24 protein-coding genes are annotated in these 21,863 nt (G+C 63.2%); 10 read left to right on the top strand and 14 right to left on the bottom strand.

Translation table 11 applies throughout. From position 1 onward, the window contains the following. Window positions 1-17 precede the first annotated feature (17 nt). From ACTCHC_RS11360 to ACTCHC_RS11340, 5 genes are read right to left on the bottom strand one after another with little or no spacing between them, the layout of a single operon-like run. A complete protein-coding gene (locus ACTCHC_RS11360; RefSeq protein ID WP_463022611.1) occupies window positions 18-1,061 on the bottom strand; it encodes a glycosyltransferase family 2 protein in 1,044 nt (347 codons plus the stop codon). Window positions 1,062-1,063: 2 nt separating this feature from the next. Next, window positions 1,064-1,771 (bottom strand): FkbM family methyltransferase, encoded by a 708-nt coding sequence (locus tag ACTCHC_RS11355; protein ID WP_463022610.1) that lies wholly within the window; start codon window positions 1,769-1,771, stop codon window positions 1,064-1,066. Further along, the gene (locus ACTCHC_RS11350) at window positions 1,771-4,077 is read right to left on the bottom strand and encodes a glycosyltransferase family 2 protein (RefSeq protein ID WP_463022609.1); all 2,307 of its coding nucleotides are present in this window, start codon (window positions 4,075-4,077) and stop codon (window positions 1,771-1,773) included. The genes ACTCHC_RS11355 and ACTCHC_RS11350 overlap by 1 nt, the downstream gene beginning before the upstream one ends. Beyond that, window positions 4,077-4,724 carry a sulfotransferase gene (locus ACTCHC_RS11345; protein WP_463022608.1) on the bottom strand — a complete coding sequence of 216 codons (648 nt, stop codon included), beginning with the start codon at window positions 4,722-4,724 and terminating at the stop codon, window positions 4,077-4,079. Before ACTCHC_RS11345 ends, ACTCHC_RS11350 begins: the two co-directional genes overlap by 1 nt. After that, entirely contained in the window at window positions 4,721-5,737 is a 1,017-nt protein-coding gene (locus tag ACTCHC_RS11340) for a glycosyltransferase family 2 protein (RefSeq protein WP_463022607.1), read from the bottom strand. Before ACTCHC_RS11340 ends, ACTCHC_RS11345 begins: the two co-directional genes overlap by 4 nt. A 243-nt stretch (window positions 5,738-5,980) precedes the next feature. Here ACTCHC_RS11340 and ACTCHC_RS11335 point away from each other — a divergent pair, with 243 nt between their 5' ends. The 6 genes from ACTCHC_RS11335 (at window position 5,981) to ACTCHC_RS11310 (ending at window position 11,571) form a co-directional block, all read left to right on the top strand. After that, window positions 5,981-7,228 carry an efflux RND transporter periplasmic adaptor subunit gene (locus tag ACTCHC_RS11335; RefSeq protein WP_463022606.1) on the top strand — a complete coding sequence of 416 codons (1,248 nt, stop codon included), beginning with the start codon at window positions 5,981-5,983 and terminating at the stop codon, window positions 7,226-7,228. Between the two features lies 1 nt (window position 7,229). Continuing rightward, window positions 7,230-7,961 (top strand): ABC transporter ATP-binding protein, encoded by a 732-nt coding sequence (locus ACTCHC_RS11330; RefSeq protein WP_463022605.1) that lies wholly within the window; start codon window positions 7,230-7,232, stop codon window positions 7,959-7,961. Continuing rightward, window positions 7,951-9,159 (top strand): ABC transporter permease, encoded by a 1,209-nt coding sequence (locus ACTCHC_RS11325; protein WP_463022604.1) that lies wholly within the window; start codon window positions 7,951-7,953, stop codon window positions 9,157-9,159. The genes ACTCHC_RS11330 and ACTCHC_RS11325 overlap by 11 nt, the downstream gene beginning before the upstream one ends. Before the next feature lie 68 nt (window positions 9,160-9,227). Next, window positions 9,228-10,220, top strand: coding sequence for an XdhC family protein (locus tag ACTCHC_RS11320; RefSeq protein WP_463022603.1), 993 nt, complete (start codon window positions 9,228-9,230; stop codon window positions 10,218-10,220). Window positions 10,221-10,289: 69 nt separating this feature from the next. Continuing rightward, window positions 10,290-10,775: a (2Fe-2S)-binding protein gene (locus ACTCHC_RS11315; RefSeq protein WP_463022602.1), complete on the top strand. Its 486-nt coding sequence runs from the start codon at window positions 10,290-10,292 to the stop codon at window positions 10,773-10,775. Window positions 10,776-10,785: 10 nt separating this feature from the next. Continuing rightward, entirely contained in the window at window positions 10,786-11,571 is a 786-nt protein-coding gene (locus ACTCHC_RS11310; protein WP_463022601.1) for an FAD binding domain-containing protein, read from the top strand. Between the two features lie 75 nt (window positions 11,572-11,646). Here ACTCHC_RS11310 and infC read toward each other — a convergent pair whose 3' ends face one another. Next, the gene (infC, locus tag ACTCHC_RS11305) at window positions 11,647-12,141 is read right to left on the bottom strand and encodes a translation initiation factor IF-3 (protein ID WP_463022622.1); all 495 of its coding nucleotides are present in this window, start codon (window positions 12,139-12,141) and stop codon (window positions 11,647-11,649) included. Between the two features lie 242 nt (window positions 12,142-12,383). On the opposite strand from infC, the gene ACTCHC_RS11300 reads away from it, so the two are divergent. Next, the gene (locus ACTCHC_RS11300; protein WP_463022600.1) at window positions 12,384-12,908 is read left to right on the top strand and encodes a hypothetical protein; all 525 of its coding nucleotides are present in this window, start codon (window positions 12,384-12,386) and stop codon (window positions 12,906-12,908) included. Between the two features lie 67 nt (window positions 12,909-12,975). On the opposite strand, the gene ACTCHC_RS11295 is transcribed toward ACTCHC_RS11300, so the two are convergent. Beyond that, on the bottom strand, window positions 12,976-13,782 hold the full coding sequence (locus ACTCHC_RS11295; RefSeq protein ID WP_463022599.1) for a ferredoxin--NADP reductase: 807 nt from the start codon (window positions 13,780-13,782) through the stop codon (window positions 12,976-12,978). A gap of 151 nt (window positions 13,783-13,933) precedes the next feature. Between ACTCHC_RS11295 and ACTCHC_RS11290 the strand changes: the two genes are divergently transcribed. Beyond that, entirely contained in the window at window positions 13,934-14,389 is a 456-nt protein-coding gene (locus tag ACTCHC_RS11290; protein ID WP_463022598.1) for an Lrp/AsnC family transcriptional regulator, read from the top strand. A 33-nt stretch (window positions 14,390-14,422) separates the two neighbouring features. Here the strand turns inward: ACTCHC_RS11290 and tpiA are convergent, their stop codons facing one another. The 7 genes from tpiA to rimK form a co-directional block, all read right to left on the bottom strand. Next, complete coding sequence (gene tpiA / locus ACTCHC_RS11285; RefSeq protein WP_463022597.1) at window positions 14,423-15,169, bottom strand: triose-phosphate isomerase; 747 nt, start codon at window positions 15,167-15,169, stop codon at window positions 14,423-14,425. 78 nt (window positions 15,170-15,247) lie between these two features. Then, entirely contained in the window at window positions 15,248-15,604 is a 357-nt protein-coding gene (locus ACTCHC_RS11280; protein ID WP_463022596.1) for a TfoX/Sxy family protein, read from the bottom strand. Then, the gene (locus ACTCHC_RS11275; RefSeq protein WP_463022595.1) at window positions 15,604-15,954 is read right to left on the bottom strand and encodes a HesB/IscA family protein; all 351 of its coding nucleotides are present in this window, start codon (window positions 15,952-15,954) and stop codon (window positions 15,604-15,606) included. The genes ACTCHC_RS11280 and ACTCHC_RS11275 overlap by 1 nt, the downstream gene beginning before the upstream one ends. Window positions 15,955-16,009: 55 nt before the next feature. Then, complete coding sequence (locus tag ACTCHC_RS11270; protein ID WP_463022594.1) at window positions 16,010-16,732, bottom strand: DUF3307 domain-containing protein; 723 nt, start codon at window positions 16,730-16,732, stop codon at window positions 16,010-16,012. 102 nt (window positions 16,733-16,834) lie between these two features. Continuing rightward, window positions 16,835-17,461 carry a hypothetical protein gene (locus ACTCHC_RS11265; protein ID WP_463022593.1) on the bottom strand — a complete coding sequence of 209 codons (627 nt, stop codon included), beginning with the start codon at window positions 17,459-17,461 and terminating at the stop codon, window positions 16,835-16,837. Window positions 17,462-17,524: 63 nt separating this feature from the next. Beyond that, on the bottom strand, window positions 17,525-17,887 hold the full coding sequence (locus ACTCHC_RS11260) for an SUF system Fe-S cluster assembly protein (protein ID WP_463022592.1): 363 nt from the start codon (window positions 17,885-17,887) through the stop codon (window positions 17,525-17,527). Between the two features lie 158 nt (window positions 17,888-18,045). Beyond that, on the bottom strand, window positions 18,046-19,464 hold the full coding sequence (gene rimK, locus ACTCHC_RS11255; protein ID WP_463022591.1) for a 30S ribosomal protein S6--L-glutamate ligase: 1,419 nt from the start codon (window positions 19,462-19,464) through the stop codon (window positions 18,046-18,048). A gap of 75 nt (window positions 19,465-19,539) precedes the next feature. Between rimK and tgt the strand changes: the two genes are divergently transcribed. Both tgt and ACTCHC_RS11245 read left to right on the top strand, forming a co-directional pair. Continuing rightward, window positions 19,540-20,670: a tRNA guanosine(34) transglycosylase Tgt gene (gene tgt, locus ACTCHC_RS11250; protein ID WP_463022590.1), complete on the top strand. Its 1,131-nt coding sequence runs from the start codon at window positions 19,540-19,542 to the stop codon at window positions 20,668-20,670. A 65-nt stretch (window positions 20,671-20,735) separates the two neighbouring features. Next, entirely contained in the window at window positions 20,736-21,836 is a 1,101-nt protein-coding gene (locus ACTCHC_RS11245; protein ID WP_463022589.1) for an alkene reductase, read from the top strand. Window positions 21,837-21,863: the final 27 nt, after the last annotated feature.

Genomic DNA, 21,863 nt, shown 5'->3' with positions numbered 1-21,863 from the left:
TATTTATGCGGCGACTGTCACGGGGTTTCGCGGAATTGTCCAAAAGCATAACTTGACAGAAACCGCGCGGCCTGCAGGCCTACAGGCTGGCTGGGCGGGGCCATTAACAATCGTCCGAAAAGCGCGCGATTGTGTTCTTCGCCCATCAGCGTGTCGAATCGGGTGCGCCGCCAGACCACGGATTCGTCATGCAGACGGGCCAGTTCAGGATCGCTGCGCAATGCGGCCAGGCGGGTATTTCGCGCGGGAAACATGGCCGAAATGGTGGTGTCTTCGGCCTGTGCGAAATTGCGTTCCACCCAGTAATCCATACCCAGCCGTTCGGCCCCGTGCACCGCGCGCCCCCGGTCGCATTTCAGGATATAGCTTTCCATCGCGCCCAGCGGGTAATGGTTCAGCTGCACCAGATCGAAATGCGTCTGGCCCTGATTGGAAAAGATGCGCTGGCGGCTGAACTTTTCCGGCAATTCGCGCCCCGATCCATCGAACCACCGGGCCTGGGCGATCCGGTCGGGATGCGGGTTGCGGGGGCGGTGCACGCCCAGCTTGCGATAGGTCTTGTCGTTGCGGAACAACGTCTTGAACATGTTCGCGCGCCATGGCCACAAGATCACATCGGGGGCGGCGCGGGTGAATTGTTCGGTCACGGGGCGGTCTTCGAACCGCACGACGCCGGCATTGCCGAACAGCCGCCATGTCAGGGTGATGGCGCTGGCATCGGGCAGCGCGGCCAGCAGCGCGGGCAGGGTGCGATCACCCACATGGATATTGACAAACTCGTCGATATCCAGCGGCAGGATCCAGTCGGCCTGCCTGACCAGCGGATGCTTGTCGGCTTGTTTCATCGCCGCCCATTGCACGCCGCCCTCATGCGGGCCGTCATTGCGGATATGGGTCAGATGGCCAAGCGCGGCCAGCCGGTCCAGCATCGTATCGGTGCCGTCGTCGCAATCATTGGAAAAGACCAGAAAGTCGGTAAAGCCCACCGCCTGATGATGCGCCAGCCATTCCAGCACGAATGCGCCCTCGTTGCGCAGGGTCAGAACGGCCAGCGCGCGCATCGCTACCAGTCCTTCAGAAAGGTGACGACCTTGGCGGTCGAGGTTTTGGGATAATAGGTCAGCCCGGCGCGATGCATCGCGTCGAATACCGCCCTGACCCCCGCGGGCCCGATCCATTGCGGGTGCAGCTCGATGACCGCGCCGCGCAGGCCCGACAGATCGGCGGCGACCGGCAGCAGATCGGCCTCGGCCCCTTCGATGTCGCAGATCAGGAAGCTGGGCCTGATCGCGGCGAAAACCGCGTTGATGTCACGCACCTCGATATCATGCACGGCCACAACACCGCCATGCGCATCGCCCAGATTGTCCGACAGCGAGGATGATACGAAATCGCCCCGGACATAGAATTTCGCCTGCCCCGCCGCCGGTCCCAGCAGTGCGTTATGCACGGTAACGTTTTCCACGCCATTGGCGGCATGGACCGACGCGATATAGGGGATCAGGGCCGGATTGGCCTCGAAGGCGTGAATATTGCGCACGGCCAGCTTGGTGGCGATCAGCGTGGACATATAGCCCATACCCGCGCCCAGTTCGATCACGGTGTCACCTGGGCGCAGCACCTTGAGAACCGCGTCGGATTCCTTTTCCTCATACCGGTCTTCGCGCAACAGTTTCTGACGGCGGCGCGGGATCACCTGCGGGTCATAGGGAAAGCGCAACCCACGCGAGCGGATGAATTTCGGCTGCGGGCCTGCTGGCAAGTCTTTCATCAGTTGTCCACCTCCTGCGCCAGCGCCAGGGCGACGCGCTCCATGTCGTTCAGTTTCGTGGCCAGTGCCTGTTCATACAGGTCCTGAAATTCCGGCATGGCGTGCAGTTCGGCCGCCTTGGCACGGTGCCAGTCCACCCCGGCGCGGTGCAGGCGCGCCAGTTCGGTATCGGCCATCAGCGCATCCAGTTCGGCCCGCAGGCGGGGAATGTTGCGCTTGATCGTGACATCGCGATAGTCGGACCAGTCCATCCGCACCCAGTAATTCAACCCTATCGACCGGTCCACATGCAGCGCGCGGCCGCGCTGGCGCTTGATCAGGAAACTTTCCGCTGACCGCAACGCGTAATGGTTCAGTTGCAACAGGTCATAGCCGATCGAGCCCTTGGACGAGCGCCAGCCATTGTCCAGCACGCCGTCACCCATCGGCTGCCCCGATCCGTTGACCCAGCTTACCTTGTCGCGGAACGCATCGCGCAGCTTGTTGGGGCGGTGACAGCTAAGCTTTTCATAGGCGCCGATATTGCGGAACATGGTCTTGAACCCCCAGACCGTATGCGGCTTGGGGCAGTATTTCGGCGCGCAGGTATCGAATTGGTCGATCACCAGATCGTCGCGATAGTCCGTCACGCCATTATGGCCGAACAGCCGCCAGGTCATCGCGACATTGGTGGCATCGGGCACACGGTCGAAAAAATCCTGCAGGGTGCCATTGCCGCAGCGGATATTGATGAACTCATCCACGTCGATATGGATGATCCAGTCGGCGTTCTTTACCACGTCTTCTTTCAATGATTTGTTCAGCGCGTGCTGCTGGGGCGAATTGCCTTTCCAGTCGTCATTGTTGCGGTGCTGCACAATGCCCAGCGCCTGAAGCCGGTCCAGCAGTTCGGATGTGCCGTCTTCGCAGCCATTGGTATAGATCAGGAAATGATCCACCCCGATGGCGCGGTGATAGGCGACCCATTCCAGGATATAGGGGGCCTCGTTCTTCATGCAGCCGACGATGACATTGCCGCTGCTGCCCTTGGGCAGCGCGCGCGGCGCGGCGGGGGCAAAGGGTGCGGCCAGGTCTTCCTCATTCACCGCGCCCAGCCGGTTATGCGGGGCAAAGGGCCCGCTGGCCAGCTTGCGCAGGTTTTGCAGGGCGGCGGGGGGCAGGTCGGCATTTGGTGTTGTCGCCGGTCGGGGGGGCACCGGTTCGGGCGCGGCAGCGGCGCGGGTGGCCTGTTCGATCCGGTGCAGGAAGGCCGCCAGATATTGCGTGGCGCGAAAGCCCATCCGGGGGTCGGCCTCGGCCCAGGGGGCAGTGGCGGGGGCGCAAGTCAGGGCGGGGGCAAGGGCCGGATCGGCGCGCAGCAGGCCCGCATTGCCATCGGCAAAACGCGCTGACAGGGCCGACAGGCTGCCCGGATCAATCGGCGCGCCGGGCAGGGCGGTGTCGTCCAGCATCCGCCGCCACAGCTTGCGCGGAATGATGCGGCCCTGTGCAAGAAGAGGCGTCATCGCCACATTCATCAGCCGCGCACGGGTCAGTGCGGCAGCGGCGGGCGGGGCGGGCAAGGGCACAGGGGTGGCCTTGCCGATATTGGGCAGATCGAAGGCGGCGCGCAATTCGTCGGTCACATCCGCGCCCGCGAATAAATAGCCGTCATAGGGGCGCAGCGCCACGCTGCCTGCGCCGAACACCGTTTCCCATTGTGCCACCAGCCCTGCGTAATCCAGCCAGAAGGGCGGGGCCTGGATTTCAGGAAAGTCGTTCATAGCGGGCCGCGACGCACCCCATCGCGCCAGCGCCGCGCCGCGCCAATCGGCCGCCTGCGCCAGTGCCAGTTCGGCGGATAGTGGCGCCAGACGCCCCTGCATCAGCTGATCTGTATAGTGGCGCAGCATCACGCGGGCCTGTTCGTCGATATGGGCGACGATGCGGATATCGTCGGAAAACGGCACCAGCAGGTCGCGCAGGCGTTCCAGTTCTGCCCGCCGGTGCAGTGAGCTGCCAAGTTGCGTGGCGGACAGGATCAGCGCCTGGGGCGCGGTGCGGGTGATTTCGGCCTGCAGGTCGTTGATCATCTCATCGCGAAGGGCCTGTTGCGCGGCGTCCGTTTCCAGACCGCGCGCCGCTCGCAGCGGGTCGATATGATCAGGGTCGAGCGCCGAAAAATACAGCCGGGTATGGTTCTTGCGCCCCGGCGATTGCGCAAACAGAATGCCCTTGCCGGCCAGTTGGTCACGCTTGTCGGCCAGCACTTGCTGCAGGCGGTCGGCGCCGCAATGTTCCATGCCGATATGCAGCCAGATACGCATCAGGTTTCAGCCTCGTCTTCGGCATGGGCGCGCGGATTGGCATTGGCCACGCCCCACCAGGGCAGGTCGATCCCCAGGAATGCCGCGATCTTGTCGCGCGCGGTGGGGTCTTCGATATCATAGTCCAGAAAATCATCCGCCCCGGCGAACACCTGGCCGCAAAAGGCATAATGCCCTTCGATCCAGCGAATGCGCTGGGCATCGGTCGCGCCATATCCCGCAGGCAGACCCGGTACCGCGTTTTCGGGCAGGCGCGTGCGGCCCATATTCGACCAGCGGCCCATGCTGTCGGACAGTTTGGCCGGGTCGCGGCGGGTCAGGATGAACCGCGCGCCGGGGTGATGCGCCCGGATGGCGGCGATCACGCCCCAGTCGGTTTGCGGCCACAGGTTCAGCCCGTTGCGCACGATGTCGATTTCGGTAAAGGCGTCGAATTCGGGCATCAAGGCCAGCGGATCGCCCGTTTCGAAATAGCCATCATAGATCAGCTTGCCCACGAAACGGCGGTTGATGCGGTCGCCGTCGCTTTGGCCCGCGCGGATGCGCCAGTCGGCCACGCGCAGCCCGGCCTGTTTCAGCGCCTCGCCCAATGTGGTGGTGCCCGATTTGGGCAGACCCAGATTGATGACCTTCATCGCACCCATCATGCCCCGATCAGCGCGATCAGCGCCTCTTCCTTGGGGGATATGGTGCTGGCCGCCCGCAGTTGTTCGCGCATGGCCTGATAATCCGGCAAACCCATCAGGCGGGCGATGGTGGCGCGATGGGCAGCCACGCATTCATCATGCAGCCGCGCGATGACAGGGTCGGACTTCAGATCGTCCAGCGCGGCCTTCAGGCCGGGCAGGTGGCGCAGGATGCTGCGATCTTCCCAGGCATCGTCATTGCGTTCGCGCCAATATGTATCGTCAAAGGCACGGTTTTCGCGGTTCACGTCGCCCCGGTCGTTCTTGACCAGATAGCTGTCAAGCGAGCGCAGCGCATAATGGTTCAGCGTCGCCAGATCGCGCGCACCCCTGGCGGGGAATTTGCGGATGCGCTGCTTGTTCTCGGCGGTCTGGAAACTGTCGGGCACCTGGCGGCCGGACCCGTCGCACCAGTTTACGCCTGATGCGCGCTTGCGGGCAAAGGGGCGATGCGCGCCGAAGTATTTGACGGGAAAATCGCGCCGGGTCAGGGTCTTGACCTCTTGCGCGGTCTGATCGGTCCAGATGTCGGGATTATGACAGCGTGTAAACTGTTCGATCACGGGGCGATCTTCGAAATGTTCGATTCCGTCATTCGCGAAAAACTGAAACGTGACAGAAACGGCCTGCGGATCGCCACAGGCGGCGATCAGATCGGGGATGGTGCCATCCCCGGCATGGATGTTCAGGAACTCATCGACATCGGCCACCCAGACCCAATCGGCGCGTTCGACCACCGGCTGGCGGCGGGCATCGGCCAGGGCCTCCATCTGATAGTTGCGGCTTTGTGCGGGATTGGGCAGGTGCTGGACCAGCCCGCGTTCGGCCAGCGCATTCAGCAGCCTGTCGGTGCCATCCGTGCAGTCGTTGGAATAGAACAGATGATCGCGCACCCCGATCAGCCGGTTGAAGGCGATCCATTCCAACAGGAACGGGCCCTCGTTCTTGACGCAGGTGACGGCGGTTATCCGCATGCGCCAATCCGTGGCAGGGATATCCTGCTGCTAGTCATGACTGCCTGTCCGTTCTGCTGTGCGGTTGATCCGCTTTCTGATGTGCTCACACCCCTGCATTAGTGCCAAACTGTGGCGAATCCGTCAATGTAAGAAGGATCGCGGCGCGGTTTCGGGTGCGGGGCGGTATTTGTTCAAGATCAAGGTGACGGAACCGGGTGCGCGCTATCGTATAAGTCTTGGCGCAGAACAGGGACGACTGGCATGGATGACCCCCGGCAGACGATCGAGAAGACATTGAAACTGGGCCGGCACGGGCGGAGCATTCCGGCCTGGGCCTGGGGGGCGGGCGTGGTGATTGTTGTGGCGGCGCTGGTCTGGGCGGTGTTTCTGCGTGGCGATCCGGCTGCGGCGGTCACCTATCAGACCGAAGCGGTGCGCCGGGGCGATCTGCGCGTCACGGTGTCGACTACGGGCACGGTCGAACCCACCAACCTGGTTGAAATCTCGTCCGAATTGTCGGGCACGCTGGCCAGTGTCGAGGTGGATTACAACGATTCCGTAGAGGTAGGGCAGGTTCTGGCGCGGCTGGATGACACCAAGCTGCAGGCGCAGTTGCAGGTGCAAAAGGCCGGCCTTCTGGCCGCCGAAGCGCGGATGGAACAGGCGCAGGCCACCCTGCAAGAGGCCTTTGACAATTTCGAGACCGCCCGCAAGCTGGATGAACGCGGCGTGGGCACACATCAATCGTTTCAGGCCGCCGAGGCGACACTGACCCGCGCGCAGGCCGCGTTGCAGATCGCCGATGCCGATCGCGCGCTGGCTGCGGCCACGGTGGATCTGTATCAGGCCGATCTGGACAAGGCTGTGATCAAGGCCCCGATCAAGGGCGTCGTGCTGGCGCGTAATGCCGATGCGGGCCAGATCGTGGCCTCGGCGCTGTCGGCGCCGGTCTTGTTCACCATCGCCGAGGATCTGGCCAGCATGGAACTGCGCGTGGATATAGACGAGGCCGATATCGGGCGTATCGCGCTGGGCAACCGGGCGACATTCACGGTGGACGCGTTCGATGATGAAACCTTTCCCGCCCGGATATCCGAGGTGCGCTTTGCCCCCGAAACCGTCGATGGGGTGGTCAGCTACAAGGCCATTCTGGATATCGACAATTCCGATCTGCGCCTGCGTCCCGGCATGACCGCCACGGCTGATATCATCGTGGCCGAATTGTCGGACGTTCTGATGGTGCCCAATGCGGCGCTGCGTTTCGCGCCGCCGCAGGTGATCAAGAGCAGCGGCGGGGGCAGCGGTCTGCTGGGCCTGATCGTGCCCAATCCCACCGGCCCCGCCGCCAGCAATGCCGATGCCCGCAAATCGGTCTGGGTTCTGCGCGACGGGCAGGCGGCGCAGGTGATGGTGGTGTCCGGCCAAAGCGACGGGCGGTATACGGCCATTACCAGCGATGATCTGTCGGCGGGCGATCTGGTGATCACCGATCAGACCGGGGGCGATTGACATGGCCCAGGGCCCCGAACCGGCCAACGCCCTCATTGATCTGAGGGGCATCACCCGCGTCTATGGCACGGGCGAGGCCGAGGTGCAGGCCCTGCGCGGCATCGACCTGCGCATCGAGCGCGGTGAATTCGTGGCGATCATGGGCGCGTCGGGGTCGGGCAAATCGACAGCGATGAACGTGATCGGCTGTCTGGATACGCCGACGGCGGGCATCTACCGGTTTGAAGGGGTCGATGTGGGGCAATTGACGCGCGACCAGCGGGCGCTGTTGCGGCGCAACTATCTGGGCTTCGTGTTTCAGGGCTATAACCTGCTGGCGCGCACCACGGCGCTGGAGAATGTTGAACTGCCGCTGATCTACAAGGGGCTGGCGCGGGCGGAACGCCGTGATATGGCGCTGGCGGCGCTGGAAAAGGTGGGCCTGTCGGAACGGGCCGGGCATGATCCGTCACAATTGTCGGGCGGGCAGCAACAGCGGGTGGCGATCGCGCGTGCCCTGGCGGGCAATCCCGAAGTCATTTTGGCCGATGAGCCCACCGGCAACCTAGACACCGCCCGCAGCCGCGAGATCATGGACCTGTTGCGCCGTCTGAATTCTGATGACGGGATCACCATCGTGATGGTCACCCATGAAGAAGACATGGCCGCCTATGCCGGGCGTCTGGTCAGTTTTGTCGATGGCAAGATCAGCGCGGACCTGCCGGTGGAACGGAGCAAAGCCCATGCTGATTGAAACCCTGCGGCTGGCGATCCAGGCGATATTCCGCAACACGATGCGGTCGTTTCTGACGGTGCTGGGCATCGTGATCGGGGTGGCGGCGGTGATTGCCATGGTCACGGTCGGGCAGGGATCGCAGCAACAGGTAACCGCCGATGTGGCCAGCCTGGGCACAAATACATTGATGGTGATGCCCGGTCAGGGCGGGATGCGGCAGGGTGGTTTTACCGCCGACCGCCCCTTCAGCATGGCCGATGCGCAGGCCATTCAGGACCAGTTGTCCAGCATCGAGATTGCCGCCCCCTATTCGATGACGGGCGCCACGGTGGTGTTCGGGGCGGAAAATCATTTCACCCAGCTGGTCGGGGCGAACACATCGCTGATGCAGGCGATGAACTGGACCGTGGCGATGGGGCGCGCCTTTAGCGATGCCGAGGAACGCGCCGGACGGCCGGTCTGCCTTGTCGGTGAAACCGTGCGCCAGACGCTGTTCGGAAATACCAACCCCATCGGTGAAACGCTGCGCACCAAGTCGCTGGCCTGCGAGGTCGTGGGCGTGCTGGCCGCCAAGGGCGTCACCAGTTTCGGCGAGGATCAGGACGATATCATCGGTATCCCGCTGCGCACCTTTCAGCGCCGGGTGGCAGGGAATGCCGATGTGGCGCTGATCTATGTCACTGCCCGCGACGGCGTATCGACAGAACGCGCCACCCGCGAGATCGAGGCATTGTTGCGCGAACGCCGCCGCATATCGCCGGGCGAGGAAGACGATTTTTCGGTGATGGATATGAAGCAGATCGCCTCGATCCTGACCGGGATCACCTCGGTTCTGACGGGGCTGCTGGCCTCGGTCGCGGCGGTCAGCCTGCTGGTGGGCGGCATCGGCATCATGAATATCATGCTGGTCTCGGTGACCGAACGCACGCGCGAGATCGGTATTCGTCTGGCGATCGGGGCGCAGACGGGGCAGGTGCTGATGCAGTTTCTTGTCGAAGCGATGGTTTTGTCATTGCTGGGCGGGGCGCTGGGCATCGCGCTGGGGCTTGGTCTGGCGGCGGTCGGGGCGCGGCTGATGTCGATCCCCTTTACGCCCGATCCGTTCGTCGTGGTTCTGGCCTTTGCCTTTTCGGCCGGGGTCGGCGTGATCTTCGGATTTTTCCCGGCCCGGCGCGCCGCCCGCATGGACCCGATCGAGGCCTTGCGCCATCAGTAACATGATCTGCGCGCATCTCTGGAAGTGGGGCGCAAGGGGCGATATATAGGCAGACAAAGGATATTTCCATGACCCGTCCCGCCCATGACATGATCCCCGAAACCGCCCTGACCTGGCATCGCGCCGGAAAGGGGGCGGCGCTGGCAACCGTCGTGCAGACTTGGGGCAGCGCGCCCAGGCCCGCGGGCAGCCAACTGGCCATATCGGGTGCTGGCGATATCGAAGGCTCGGTATCGGGGGGCTGCGTTGAAGGCGCGGTGGTGGCCGAGGCGCAAGAGGCCATGGACGAAGGCTGCGCGCGAATCGTCGAATATGGGGTCAGCGACGAAAACGCCTTTGCCGTGGGCCTGGCCTGCGGCGGCACGATCCGGGTGCTGATCGAACCGGTCGGCCGCGATCTGCCGGTGGCGTTGCTGTCCGAACTGGTGGCCCGTCGCGAGGGGCGCGAAGGCGTGGCCTATGTCGTGGATACCGATACGTGGGAGCGCCATCTGGTCGGCCCGCAGGATGCGGGTCTGGCGCCCGAACTGGCTGCACGTTTCGCTGCCGGCAAATCGGGTTTTGAAGGCGCGCGTTTTGTCGCCATTCATAATCCGCCGCTGCGCATGGCCGTGGTGGGGGCGGTGCATGTGGCCCAGCCGCTGGTGCAAATGGCGCAGCTTACCGGGTTCGACACCACGCTGATCGACCCGCGAGAGGCCTTTGCCGCACCGGCGCGCTTTCCCGGCCAGCAGATCGTGACCGACTGGCCCGATGCGGCACTTGCCGATCACGGGCTGGATGCGCATACGGCCGTGGTGACATTGACCCATGACCCCAAGCTGGACGATCCGGCGCTGATGGCGGCGCTGCGCTCTGACGTGTTCTATATCGGGGCGCTGGGGTCGCACCGCACCCATGACAAGCGGGTCGCGCGGCTGGCGCAGGCAGGTTTTACCGCTGAACAGATCGCGCGCGTTCACGGGCCTGTCGGGCTGGCCATCGGCGCGCAAACCCCGGCCGAGATCGCCGTATCGATCATGGCGCAGGTGGTCCAGATTTTACGAAAGGGGCGTGGCTGAGAAAATCAGAGGTTTTCAAAGCAGGCGCAGAATGATTATCTCGCGCCGGACGCTGCAGGAGGAGCATATATGACAACCGTGAAGATGACCGTTAACGGCACCGCCGTATCGGGCCCGGTCGAGGGGCGCACCCTGCTGGTTGAATTCCTGCGCGAAGGCCTTGGCCTGACGGGCACCCATGTGGGCTGTGATACCAGCCAATGCGGCGCCTGCCTTGTGCATGTCGATGGCAAGCCGGTGAAATCCTGCACCATGCTGGCGCAAGAGGCCGCCGGTGCCACTGTGACCACGATCGAAGGCATGGCCAACCCTGATGGCACGCTGGGCCGGGTGCAGCAGGCCTTTCAGGACCTGCACGGCCTGCAATGCGGGTTTTGCACGCCGGGCATGGTGATGTCGGCGGCGGCACTGCTGGCGGAAAACCCCAAGCCGGACGAACACCAGATTCGCGAGTATCTTGAGGGCAATCTGTGCCGTTGCACGGGTTATCAGAACATCGTTCGCGCGGTGCTTGCGGCCTCGGGGCAAGACCCGGTGCTGGCGGCGGCGCAATAGGGGGCTGGCCATGTATGATTTCGAATTTATCCGCCCCACGACGCTGGACGAGGCCGTAACGGCCCTGCAACAGGACGAGGCCAAGCTGTTGGCGGGTGGGCAAACCCTGATCCCCACCATGAAACAGCGGCTGGCCGCGCCATCGGTTCTGATCAGCCTGACCGCCATTGAGGCGCTGAATTTCATTCGCGAGCAGGGCGATACCATCTGTATCGGTGCGGCCACGACCCATGCGCAAGTGGCCGCGGGCGCGGGCGCCTTTCCGGCGCTGGCGGCGCTGGCCGGTCAGATCGGTGATGCCGCGGTGCGCAGCCGCGGCACGGTGGGGGGATCGCTGGCCAATAACGACCCTTCCGCCTGCTATCCGGCAGCGGCGCTGGGCACCGGTGCGACCATCGTGACCAATTGCCGTGAAATCGCCGCAGATGACTATTTCCAGGGCATGTTCGTGACCGCGCTGGACGAGGGCGAAATAATCACCGAACTGCAATTTCCCATCGCCCCACGCGCGGCCTATGTGAAATTCGCGCAGCCCGCGTCGCGCTTTGCGCTGGTCGGTGTCTTTGTTGCGCACTATCCGGATGGCGTGCGCGTCGCCGTGACAGGCGCATCGGAACAGGGCGTGTTTCGCTGGGCCGAGGCCGAACAGGCCCTTTCGGCCAATTTCACGCCTGATGCCTTGAAGGGGCTTTCCGCCAGCGCCGAGGGCCTGATCGGCGATATCCATGGCACGGCCGAATACCGGGCGCATCTGATCGGGGTGATCACCCGCCGGGCAGTGGCTGCGGCAGGGTAAATCCGGCCGCACATGGTTCAACAAAAAAGGCCCCGACACTTGTTCGGGGCCTTGGTCATTGGGGCATGTGCCGGTCTATTTCGGCATCGGGCCGACCATCATCACCATCTGACGGCCTTCCATCTTGGGCATGTTCTCGATCTTGCCGATATCCTTGACGTCTTCGGCCACACGCTCCAGCAATTCGCGCCCCAGGTTCTGGTGCGCCATTTCCCGGCCGCGAAAGCGCAGGGTGACCTTCACCTTGTCGCCGTTTTCCAGAAACTTGAACACGCTGCGCATCTTGACGTCATAGTCATGGGTGTCCGTATTGGGACGGAACTTGACCTCTTTGACCTCGATGATCTTTTGCTTCTTGCGTGCTTCGGATTCGCGTTTCTGGGTTTCGTATTTGTATTTGCCGAAATCCATGATCTTGCAGACCGGTGGTTCCGCATTGGGCGAAATCTCGACCAGGTCCAGCCCGGCGATCTCGGCCAATTCCATGCCCCGTTCGGGGGTGACCACGCCAACATTTTCGCCATCGGCGCCGATCAGCCGAATCTGGGGCGACCGGATCCGGTCATTGATGCGGGGGCCGGTTTCGCGCTGTGGGGGCGCGTTGTGGGGTCTGCGAGCTATGGTATTGATCCTTGAATGGTTTTCTGACTCGAACGCAGAGAATAAGGCGAGTGCGATGGGCTTTCAACCGGATTGTTGGATTGGCGCGGCAAAGCACCGCCGGTTTTCAGCAGGCTGGTGCATAATCGGCTTTTCATTTTTGCGCGGGCGGCGCAGATAGGCGCCAGCGAAACATTGCAAAGGGGTTCGTAATGACAAGAAAGCTGAGCATCGTCGTTATACTGGTTGTCGCCGCCGCACTGGGCTGGTTCTATCTGCGTCCGACCGCACCGGAAATGACAAAGACCGACGAAGCGGCGCCAAGCACCGCCCAACCCGCTGAAAAGACCATGTCCGAGGCGGCACAAACAGCCAAGGAAACGGTCAAGGAAGCCACTCAGACTGTCAAGGAAGCGACAACCGCCGCGGCCGAATCCGTAAAGGAAACCGCGGCCACCGCGACCGAGACCGTTAAGGAAGACGCCAAGGCAACCGTCGATTCGGTCAAGCAAGCCACCACGACAACCGTCGATGCCGCCAAGGAAGCACCGATGGCACCGGCCGATCTGCTGACCCCGGAGAACTTTGACATCGACAAGGTCAACGCCCTGCTGGATGCCTCGACCCTGTCGGATGACAAGCGCGCGGCTTTCAAGGCTACTCTGGCGCAGGCCCAGGATAACCCGGCCATGCTGGCCAGCGTTCTTGGCCAGATCAAAACGGCGATGGGGCTGTAATCCCGCTGCCTGAAACGGAAAAAGCCGCGCGTTCTGCGCGGCTTTTTTATTTTCGATATACGGGGCGTCAGTCGACGAAGGCCTTTTCGACCACATATTCGGCAGGGTCGGAATTGGCGCCCTCGCGCAGGCCAAAGCCTTCCATCAGCGCCTTGATATCCTTGTTGAATGCCAGCGAACCGCAGACCATCGCGCGATCGGTTTCGGGCTTGATGCCGTCAATGCCCAGATCGCGGAATACAGTTCCGTCCTGCAGCAGTGTGGTGATGCGGCCCATGCGCGGGCTGTCTTCGCGGGTGGTGGTCGGGTAATAATGCAGCTTGTCCCCGACCAGTTCGCCGATCAGCGGATCGTCTTTCAGGGCGGCGACCAGCTGGCGGCCATATTCCAGCTCTGCCAGTTCGCGGCAGGTATGGGTGACGATCACCTGATCGTAACGTTCATAGGTTTCCGGATCGCGCAACAGCGATGCGAAGGGGGCAAAACCGGTGCCGGTGGCAAAGAACCAGATGCGCTTGCCGGGCAGCAATGCGTCATGCACCAGCGTGCCCACGGGCTTGGGCCGAAGGATGATCTGATCGCCGGGCTGGATATGCTGCAACCGGCTGGTCAGCGGGCCGTCGGGCACCTTGATCGAATAGAATTCCAGCTCTTCGTCCCAGGATGGCGAGGCGATGGAATAGGCCCGCAGCAGCGGTTTGCCATTATCGCCCAGCAGGCCGATCATCACAAATTCGCCCGACCGGAACCGCAGGCTTTGCGGCCGGGTGACGCGGAAGGAAAACAGCCGGTCGGTCCAGTGGCGCACTTCGGTCACCGTCTGGGCGTCGGGCAGCATGGCGGGTTTGGGTGTCGTCGCGGTCTGGGCGGTCATTGGGTTCTCACTGATATCCAGGTTGACGCACCGAGACCAAAACCGCCGTCGACAGTCAATGGTAATTGCGCTGGAAACGGGAAAATAGTTCTGATAATGCTGTGATCGACGCCCTGACGGGAAATTATTCCAAAATTTGGACGATAGCATAATGAAACTTGATAAGACCGATCGCAAGATTCTGGCTGAACTTCAGCGTGATGCCGCCCAGTCGCTGGACGAGATCGCCAAAACCGTGGGGTCATCGAAAACGCCGGTCTGGAACCGTATCCGCAAGATGCGCGAAACCGGGGTGATCCGTGGCCAGACCGTGATCGTCGATCCCGATGCGCTGGGGCTGGAGGCGTGCTTTTTCGTGCTGATCCGCACCTCCGAACATGATGCCGAATGGCAGCAAAAGTTCCTGCACGCCCTGCAGGCCCGCCCCGAGGTGCTGGAGGCGCACCGCCTGGCAGGCGATATCGACTATGTTCTCAAGGTGATGGTGCCCAATGCGCGGGCCTATGATGCCTTTTATCAGGCGCTGATCGCCGAGGTGAAGATCCACAACGTCACCGCCCTGTTGTCGATGCAGGAGATCAAGGCAACGACCGCCTTGCCGGTCTGACATCTGACAACCGGCAGGGCGTGTCGCGGGCGGTCAGGCCGCTTCCAGCGCGTCGATGATGCCTTTGAAATCAGCCGCCTTCAACGATGCCCCGCCAACCAGCGCGCCATCCACATTGGGAACTGCGAAAATCTCGGCCGCGTTGGATGACTTGACCGACCCACCATACAGCAGGCGCATCGCATTGGCGGTATTGCCGAACCGCGCCAGCAGTTGCGCGCGCATGAAATCATGCACTTCACCAATCTGGGGCAGGGTGGGTACCTTGCCGGTGCCGATGGCCCAGACAGGTTCATAGGCCACGACCAGCCGGTCATCCGTCATCCCGTTGGGCAGTGACCCGGCCAATTGCGTGCCAATCACCGCCAGTGTCTGGCCCGCATCGCGCTGCGCTTCGGTTTCGCCGACGCAGACAATGGCGATCAGCCCCGCATTCAGCGCGGCCTTGACCTTGGCCTGCACATCGGCATCGGTTTCATTATGATCGGCGCGGCGTTCCGAATGGCCCAGGATGACATAGCCGGCGCCCGCATCGGCCAGCATTTCCGCCGCGAGATCGCCGGTATGCGCGCCCATCGCATTGGCGTGGCAATCTTGCCCGCCGGTGGCGATGGTGCTGCCCCGCACCAGATCCGACAGGCGCGATAACAGCGTGGCTGGCGGACAGATCAGGATATCGACACCGGCCGTCGGGCAGGCGGCCATCAGGGCGCGGGCCTGGTCCAGCTCGGCGCTGGTCCCGTTCATCTTCCAGTTTCCGGCGGCAAGCTTGCGTGGCATCGGTTTCTCCCGTCTGTGATCTCGCATTTCATGCCCCGAAAGGGCGGCAGATGGCAAGGGCAGGGTGGGCAGGTTGCGCTAACGCTTTTTCGCGCGGCGGCGCTCGGCGGCGGCGCGGGCAATCTCCAGTGAACGACGGGCCCAGGTCAGGGCCTCGTCAGGGTCTTCCAGCGCGCTGTCAGGCAGGGATGTCAGGCCCGGGATGACGCGCGGCCCGGTTTTTGTGTCATAGCTGAATGCTTCGGACCCTGCGGCGCGATAGTCTTCAACCAGCGCCCCGGCGGCCTTCATGTAAATGCCATCGCCCAGCAGGGCCGCGAACATCGCATCGTCGATATAAAGCGCCGTGCCGCCGAACAGACGTTTGGTCGTGATCGGGCCAAGCCCGGCAAACAGATCGCGCGCATGCTCCAGCAGGCCCGGATCAACCGCCATCAGGTTTCGGCGAACTTGATGGATTCACCGCAGCCGCAGGCATCCACCACATTGGGATTGCGGAACTTGAACCCGCTTTCCAGCAGCCCGGTTTCATAGTCGATTTCGGTGCCGAACAGAAACATCTGTGCCATGGGTGCGATCATCACCCGCGCGCCGTCCTGTTCCACGGCCTCGTCCAGCGGATCGACCGTGGTGACATATTCCATGGTGTATTCCATGCCCGCGCAACCGCCCTTCTTGACGCCGATGCGCAGACCCTGCGCCCCGTCACGCGCCATCAGGCGCGCGATCTGCGCCGCCGCCGCCGGGGTCAACGTCACTGCCTGTTTGCCGGGAATGCCGAACATGATCTGCCTTTTTTCAAGCTGTGTGCAGCAAAGATAGGGCCGCGCGGGCGCAATCTCAACCCATCATGCGCAGCAGGGCCTGGGTTGCAAAGGCCGCCAGCAGCGCCCAGCCGATCGAAGCCAGCGTGCCGATGATCACATATTCGGCCAGACGCCGGTCATCCTCGATGGTGCGCACCCGCAGGAATGACTTGGCCGCGATCAGAAAACCCACCCCGGCGGCCTGCCCCGTCAGCACCAGCAAGAATGTCAGCCCGCGCTCCAGCAGCCCGATCACTGCGCCGCCATTGGCCAGCCCGTCTGTCGTCATCCCCTCCAGATAGGGTTGCATCAGCTTGCCCACGGCGAACTGACCCATCCGTGTGGCGATGACCGCGCCGGTGGTGAACAGCATGATCTGCGGCAGATTGCCGATCACGGGGGAAAAATCCGCCACAAGGGCGGGGGGCATGCCCCAGATGCCGCTGGCAAAGGCATTCGGCCAGATCAGCGCCACAGCGATTAGGCTGATCCAATGCGCGGCCTGATCGGCCAGAAATGCCGCCAGCCCATCGCGCCCCAGATGTGTCTTGATCAGGTCAATGGCCAGATGCGCTCCGGCCACCGCCAGCGCTGCCCAATGCAGCGACCCCAGACAGGCCTGTGTCAGCTCCAGAACGATGGTGACATGAACCAGCATCGGCAGAGGGCGTTTCTTGCCCGCCACCATCCAGCGTGTCTGGAAGATGAAATCGGCCAGCACATGCGCCAGGCTCAGCGCGATCAGCGTCTGGGGCATGGGCGCGGACCAGTCCACAGGGCCGGACCCTTGTAATGAAAATTACAGGGTTTTTGACCGGTAAATAAAAATACAGGGTAATTTCCCTGTTTTTCGGATGCGCTAATCATGCTCACGCCCCTCGAATGCGGCCAGCGCCGGCTCCAGCGCCCACAGGGCCGCGCTGTCCAGCCTGTCGGCCAGGGATTGCTGGGCGATCCCCAGTTGCTGCGCCATATCCGTCTGGGTGGGGGCATCTGGCGCCAGGGCCAGCAGCATCGCCTCGGCCTGCTTGGCGGTCCAGCCCCGGGCGATGGCATCGGCCAGCGGGAACAGCGCGGCGGCGTGGCGAGGCAGCTCGGGCGCCGACAATATCAGCCGCGCGCCCCGGCGTATCCCGTCCAGCGCCCGGCCCGACAGCTCGAACGCCGCGCCAGCGGCGCTGTCCAGCCGGGCGGGCGGCGATGTCGGCACCGCACCAATACCAACCGCAATCCGGGTGGCCAGCGCATCCTGCGCCCGCAAACAGGCCCCCAGATACAGGCAGGATCGCAGCGCAAGCCCCGGTTTTTCCAGATAAATCTGCCACCCATCACCGCGAAACCGGCTGAACCGCACATCCGCCCCGGCCCAGCCGGACAGCACAACGGCGCCCTGCGACAATGCCGCCATCGCCGCCTCCACAGCCTCGGCGCCGAATGTGGTGGACCTGATCAGATCGCCGGTCAATACCGCTGCGTAATGCGTCATCGCGCCCCCCGGGCCATTCGTTTTTCAGATGATAGGGGCAGGGGCGCGACCCGCGCAAGCAGCTTACATGAAGCCCAGTTCCAGTCGGGCCTCGTCGCTCATCATCTCCATCCCCCAGGGCGGATCGAAGGTCATTTCGACATCGACCTGCTTGATCCCGGGCAGCGGTTCGATCGCATCGGCCAGCCAGCCGGGCATTTCCCCGGCCACCGGACAACCCGGCGCGGTCAGCGACATCAGCACATGCACGGCATTCTCGTCATCGATCTCGATCGTATAGACCAAGCCCAGATCGAAGATATTTACCGGAATTTCAGGGTCATAGACAGTGCGGCACGCCTCGACCACCGCATCATACATCGGATGATCGGTGGTGGATGGCTTGATCAACGGCGCGCCTTCAAGCTTCTGGCTGTCCTGATGCATGGTTTCATCCTCAATCCTGAGGAAAGATATAAGGAACAAACCGCTCAGCGTAAAGTGGCCCGGCAAATCCCCATCACCTTGGCGCAAATACTCGCGCCGCAGGCCGCGCCCGGCAGGGCGCATAGCAAAGGCATGGCCCGGCACGGGCCACGATCAGATCACGCGGCGTCGCTGTCGCGCAGGCGTTTGCGGGCCGGGGCGGGGCGCAGGCTTTTCTCGATCTCGTCGAACAGGATCGCGGGCAGGTTCTTGCCGCTGGCGCGCTCGATCCCCTCGAACCCGGGCGACGAATTGACCTCCAGCACCTTGGGCCCGTCATCCGAACGCAGCATATCCACCCCGGCCATGTTCAGCTTGAACGCCCGCGCCGCTCGCAGGGCGGTTTCACGTTCCTCTTTGGTGATGCGCACCGGCTCGGCCCGCCCGCCCTGATGCAGGTTCGACCGGAACTCGCCCGCGCCCGCCACGCGGCGCATCGCGGCCACCACCTTGCCGCCGATCACCAGACAGCGGATATCCTCGCCCGCGGCTTCCTTGACGAAATGTTGCACCAGAAAGCTGGCCTTCAGCCCGCGAAAGGCCGAAATCACCGATTGCGCGGCCTTCTTGGTTTCGGCCAGCACCACGCCGCGCCCCTGGGTGCTTTCCAGCAGCTTCACGATCAGTGGCGCGCCGCCCACAAGCCCGATCAGGTTGTCAGTATCCTTGGGCGAGGCGGCAAAGGCCGTCACCGGCATGCCGATCCGGTATCTGGCCAGCACCTGATGCGCGTTCAGCTTGTCGCGGCTGGCGGTGATGCCTTCGGACCCGTTCACGCAATAGGTGCCGATGGTTTCAAACTGGCGGATCACGGCCGTGCCATAAGATGTCACCGATGCCCCGATGCGCGGGATCACCACATCATAGCGCGGCAGGCGCTTGCCGTCATAATAAACCTCGGGCGCCAGCGCATTTATCGCCATGTAACAGCGTGTTGTGTCGATAACTTCCACCACGTGACCCCGCGCTTCGCCTTCGGCCACGATCCGCGTTGTGGTATAGCTGCCTTCCTCGCGGCTCAGCACTGCCACGCGCAGCGCCCGTGCGGGGGCCACGGCGCGCACGGTGGTGGAGTGATAGACATCATAGGACAAGATCGGCTGGCAGAACCGTTCGCCAGGGCGGATCACCATATCGTCACCCAGCGCCTGACGGCCCAGCAGCATCCGGTAAGCCATCGCGCCGCGATCGGTCAGCGTCACCTCGATCGGCCAGACCCGGTCGCCCATCGCCAGATCGGTGCGGATGACATAGCGCAATTCCGATTCGCCATTCGATGATGTGACATCGCGCCGGTCGATCACCTCGGCCGAACAGGCGATCACCAGATCCTCGCGCCCCGGAATGGGATGCACGGCAAAGCGCACGCGCGGCTGTGTCGCCGGGCCAAAGGGTTCGATATCGAAGGCATGCAGCGCCGAGGTGCGCGCGCCGGTGTCGATCTTGGCTTTCAGGGCGGGCAGGCCAAGCCCGGGCAGGGCGGCCCATTCTTCCCAACCCAGATGGAACCCATCACGTGCAGGTGTCATCCCGTCCATATCAATCGACCCTTATTGGAATTCCGGTGGAATCGCCTATACCGGCGCTTCGGCAAGACGCAGGCAGGATCAGATATGACGCAGTTGTTCAACTTTGATGTGAAGGCCCGTGACGGAAAAGCGCGCATGGGCGTTATTTCCACACCGCGTGGCGAAATTCGCACGCCTGCCTTCATGCCGGTGGGCACGGCGGCCACGGTCAAGGCCATGCTGCCCGACAGCGTGGCCGCGACGGGGGCCGATATTCTGCTGGGCAATACCTATCATCTGATGCTGCGCCCGACGGCGGAACGGATCGACCGGCTGGGGGGGCTGCACAAATTCATGAACTGGACTGGCCCGATCCTGACCGATAGCGGCGGCTTTCAGGTCATGAGCCTGTCGGGCCTGCGCAAGCTGACCGAAGAGGGCGTGAAATTCAAATCGCATATCGACGGGTCCACCCATTACCTGACGCCGGAACGCAGCATGGAGATCCAGCGGCTGCTGGGGTCCGACATCGTGATGTGTTTCGATGAATGCCCGGCCTTGCCGGCATCGGTCGAACGCGTGGCCGAAAGCATGCGCCTGTCGATGCGATGGGCGGCGCGGTCAAAGGCGTCCTTTGGTGATCGGCCCGGCCATGCGCTGTTCGGCATCCAGCAAGGCGGCGTGACGCAAGAGCTTCGCGCTGAAAGTGCCGAAAAACTAATGCAAATCGGGTTTGACGGCTATGCGGTCGGCGGGCTGGCGGTGGGTGAAGGGCAGGCGGCGATGTTCGGCGTGCTGGACTATGCGCCCGACATGCTGCCCGCCGACAGGCCGCGCTATCTGATGGGCGTGGGCAAGCCCGACGATATCGTGGGCGCGGTCAAGCGCGGCATCGACATGATGGATTGCGTCTTGCCCAGCCGGTCCGGCCGCACGGGCCAGGTGTTCACGCGCCATGGCGTGCTGAACATCAAGAACGCGCGCCATCAGGACGACCCGCGCCCGCTGGATGAGGCCTGCACCTGCCCGGCCTGCCGCAGTTACAGCCGCGCCTATCTGCACCATGTGTTCCGCGCGCAGGAAATCATCAGCTCCATGCTGCTGACATGGCATAACCTGCAATATTATCAGGATCTTATGGCAGGAATGCGCGGCGCGATTGCCCAAGGGCAGTTTGCAGCCTGGGAGGCCGATTTTCACGCCGGGCGCGCGCAAGGCGATATCGACCCCCTTTGATCGCCCCCTTGCGCCTACGCGGTGACGGTTTAGGTTGGTGCTGACACCTTGATAAGGATTACATCATGACCGAGGCCTTGTTCACCCCCTTTGCCGCCGGCAAGCTGGACTTGAAGAACCGCGTGGTGATGGCCCCGCTGACGCGCAATCGCGCAGATCCGGCCACCGATGCGCCCACCGATCTGCATGTCACCTATTACACCCAGCGCGCCGATGCCGGGCTGATCATATCAGAGGCCTCGCAGATCACCCCAGAAGGGCGCGGCTATATCGACACCCCCGGTATTTACAGCCCCGAACAGATCAAGGGCTGGAAGGCAGTGACCGACGCGGTTCATGCCAAGGGCGGCAAGATCGTGATTCAGTTGTGGCATGTGGGGCGGGTGTCGCACACATCGCTGCAGCCGGGCGGGGCTGCACCGGTGGCCCCTTCGGCCATCGCGGCAGAGGGCGGCAGAACCTTTACCCGGGCAGGGTTCGTGCAGCCATCGGTGCCGCGCGCACTGCGGCTGGACGAACTGCCCCGCATTGTCGCCGATTACCGCCATGCCGCCATCTGCGCCAAACAGGCCGGGTTTGACGGGGTCGAGGTGCACGGCGCCAACGGGTATCTTCTGGATCAGTTCCTGCGCGATGGCGCCAACAAGCGTGACGATGCCTATGGCGGCGCCATTGCCTATCGTGCGCGGTTGTTGCTGGAGGTGCTGGAGGCGGTCACGGATGTCTGGGGGGGCGGGCGCGTGGGCCTGCGGCTCAGCCCGTATACCCCGTCCAATGGCATGACCGACAGTGACCCGATGGCGGTGTTCAGTTACGTCATTCAGGAATTGAACCGGTTCGATCTGGCCTATCTGCACATGATCGAAGGCCAGACTGGCGGCGCGCGCGACGCGGCCCCGGCAGGGGCGATTGATACATTGCGGGCGTTGTTCGATGGCCCCTATATGGCCAATAACGGCTATACCCGCGACATGGCGATTGCCGCCGTGGCCGAAGGGCGCGCCGATATGGTCGCCTTTGGCAAGCCGTTCATTTCCAACCCCGATCTGGTCGAGCGTCTGAAGCAGAATGCGCCCTTGAACGAATTGCGGGCCGATCTGCTGTATGGGGGCGGCGCGGCGGGATATACCGATTATCCCGTCCTGACTGAAACGCAGACCGCCTGAGCGCGGCAGAACTATCGGGATCGGGCC

Source organism: Actibacterium sp., assembly GCF_055134745.1.
This window is presented reverse-complemented; position numbering and strand designations above follow the sequence as displayed.

Bases quoted from the DNA above. Each gene is read 5' to 3' on its own strand.
- ACTCHC_RS11290 (WP_463022598.1), top strand. From the start codon at position 13,934: ATGAAACTTGATAAGACCGATCGCAAGATTCTGGCTGAACTTCAGCGT.
- ACTCHC_RS11270 (WP_463022594.1), bottom strand. From the start codon at position 16,732: ATGCCCCAGACGCTGATCGCGCTGAGCCTGGCGCATGTGCTGGCCGAT.
- ACTCHC_RS11330 (WP_463022605.1), top strand. From the start codon at position 7,230: ATGGCCCAGGGCCCCGAACCGGCCAACGCCCTCATTGATCTGAGGGGC.
- ACTCHC_RS11350 (WP_463022609.1), bottom strand. From the start codon at position 4,077: ATGCGTATCTGGCTGCATATCGGCATGGAACATTGCGGCGCCGACCGC.
- ACTCHC_RS11280 (WP_463022596.1), bottom strand. From the start codon at position 15,604: ATGGCGGTTGATCCGGGCCTGCTGGAGCATGCGCGCGATCTGTTTGCC.
- rimK (WP_463022591.1), bottom strand. From the start codon at position 19,464: ATGGACGGGATGACACCTGCACGTGATGGGTTCCATCTGGGTTGGGAA.
- ACTCHC_RS11325 (WP_463022604.1), top strand. From the start codon at position 7,951: ATGCTGATTGAAACCCTGCGGCTGGCGATCCAGGCGATATTCCGCAAC.
- ACTCHC_RS11275 (WP_463022595.1), bottom strand. From the start codon at position 15,954: ATGTTCGGCATTCCCGGCAAACAGGCAGTGACGTTGACCCCGGCGGCG.
- ACTCHC_RS11310 (WP_463022601.1), top strand. From the start codon at position 10,786: ATGTATGATTTCGAATTTATCCGCCCCACGACGCTGGACGAGGCCGTA.
- tgt (WP_463022590.1), top strand. From the start codon at position 19,540: ATGACGCAGTTGTTCAACTTTGATGTGAAGGCCCGTGACGGAAAAGCG.
- ACTCHC_RS11315 (WP_463022602.1), top strand. From the start codon at position 10,290: ATGACAACCGTGAAGATGACCGTTAACGGCACCGCCGTATCGGGCCCG.
- ACTCHC_RS11340 (WP_463022607.1), bottom strand. From the start codon at position 5,737: ATGCGGATAACCGCCGTCACCTGCGTCAAGAACGAGGGCCCGTTCCTG.
- ACTCHC_RS11345 (WP_463022608.1), bottom strand. From the start codon at position 4,724: ATGATGGGTGCGATGAAGGTCATCAATCTGGGTCTGCCCAAATCGGGC.
- ACTCHC_RS11260 (WP_463022592.1), bottom strand. From the start codon at position 17,887: ATGCATCAGGACAGCCAGAAGCTTGAAGGCGCGCCGTTGATCAAGCCA.
- ACTCHC_RS11245 (WP_463022589.1), top strand. From the start codon at position 20,736: ATGACCGAGGCCTTGTTCACCCCCTTTGCCGCCGGCAAGCTGGACTTG.
- ACTCHC_RS11300 (WP_463022600.1), top strand. From the start codon at position 12,384: ATGACAAGAAAGCTGAGCATCGTCGTTATACTGGTTGTCGCCGCCGCA.
- ACTCHC_RS11355 (WP_463022610.1), bottom strand. From the start codon at position 1,771: ATGAAAGACTTGCCAGCAGGCCCGCAGCCGAAATTCATCCGCTCGCGT.
- ACTCHC_RS11265 (WP_463022593.1), bottom strand. From the start codon at position 17,461: ATGACGCATTACGCAGCGGTATTGACCGGCGATCTGATCAGGTCCACC.
- ACTCHC_RS11295 (WP_463022599.1), bottom strand. From the start codon at position 13,782: ATGACCGCCCAGACCGCGACGACACCCAAACCCGCCATGCTGCCCGAC.
- ACTCHC_RS11335 (WP_463022606.1), top strand. From the start codon at position 5,981: ATGGATGACCCCCGGCAGACGATCGAGAAGACATTGAAACTGGGCCGG.
- ACTCHC_RS11320 (WP_463022603.1), top strand. From the start codon at position 9,228: ATGACCCGTCCCGCCCATGACATGATCCCCGAAACCGCCCTGACCTGG.
- tpiA (WP_463022597.1), bottom strand. From the start codon at position 15,169: ATGCCACGCAAGCTTGCCGCCGGAAACTGGAAGATGAACGGGACCAGC.
- ACTCHC_RS11360 (WP_463022611.1), bottom strand. From the start codon at position 1,061: ATGCGCGCGCTGGCCGTTCTGACCCTGCGCAACGAGGGCGCATTCGTG.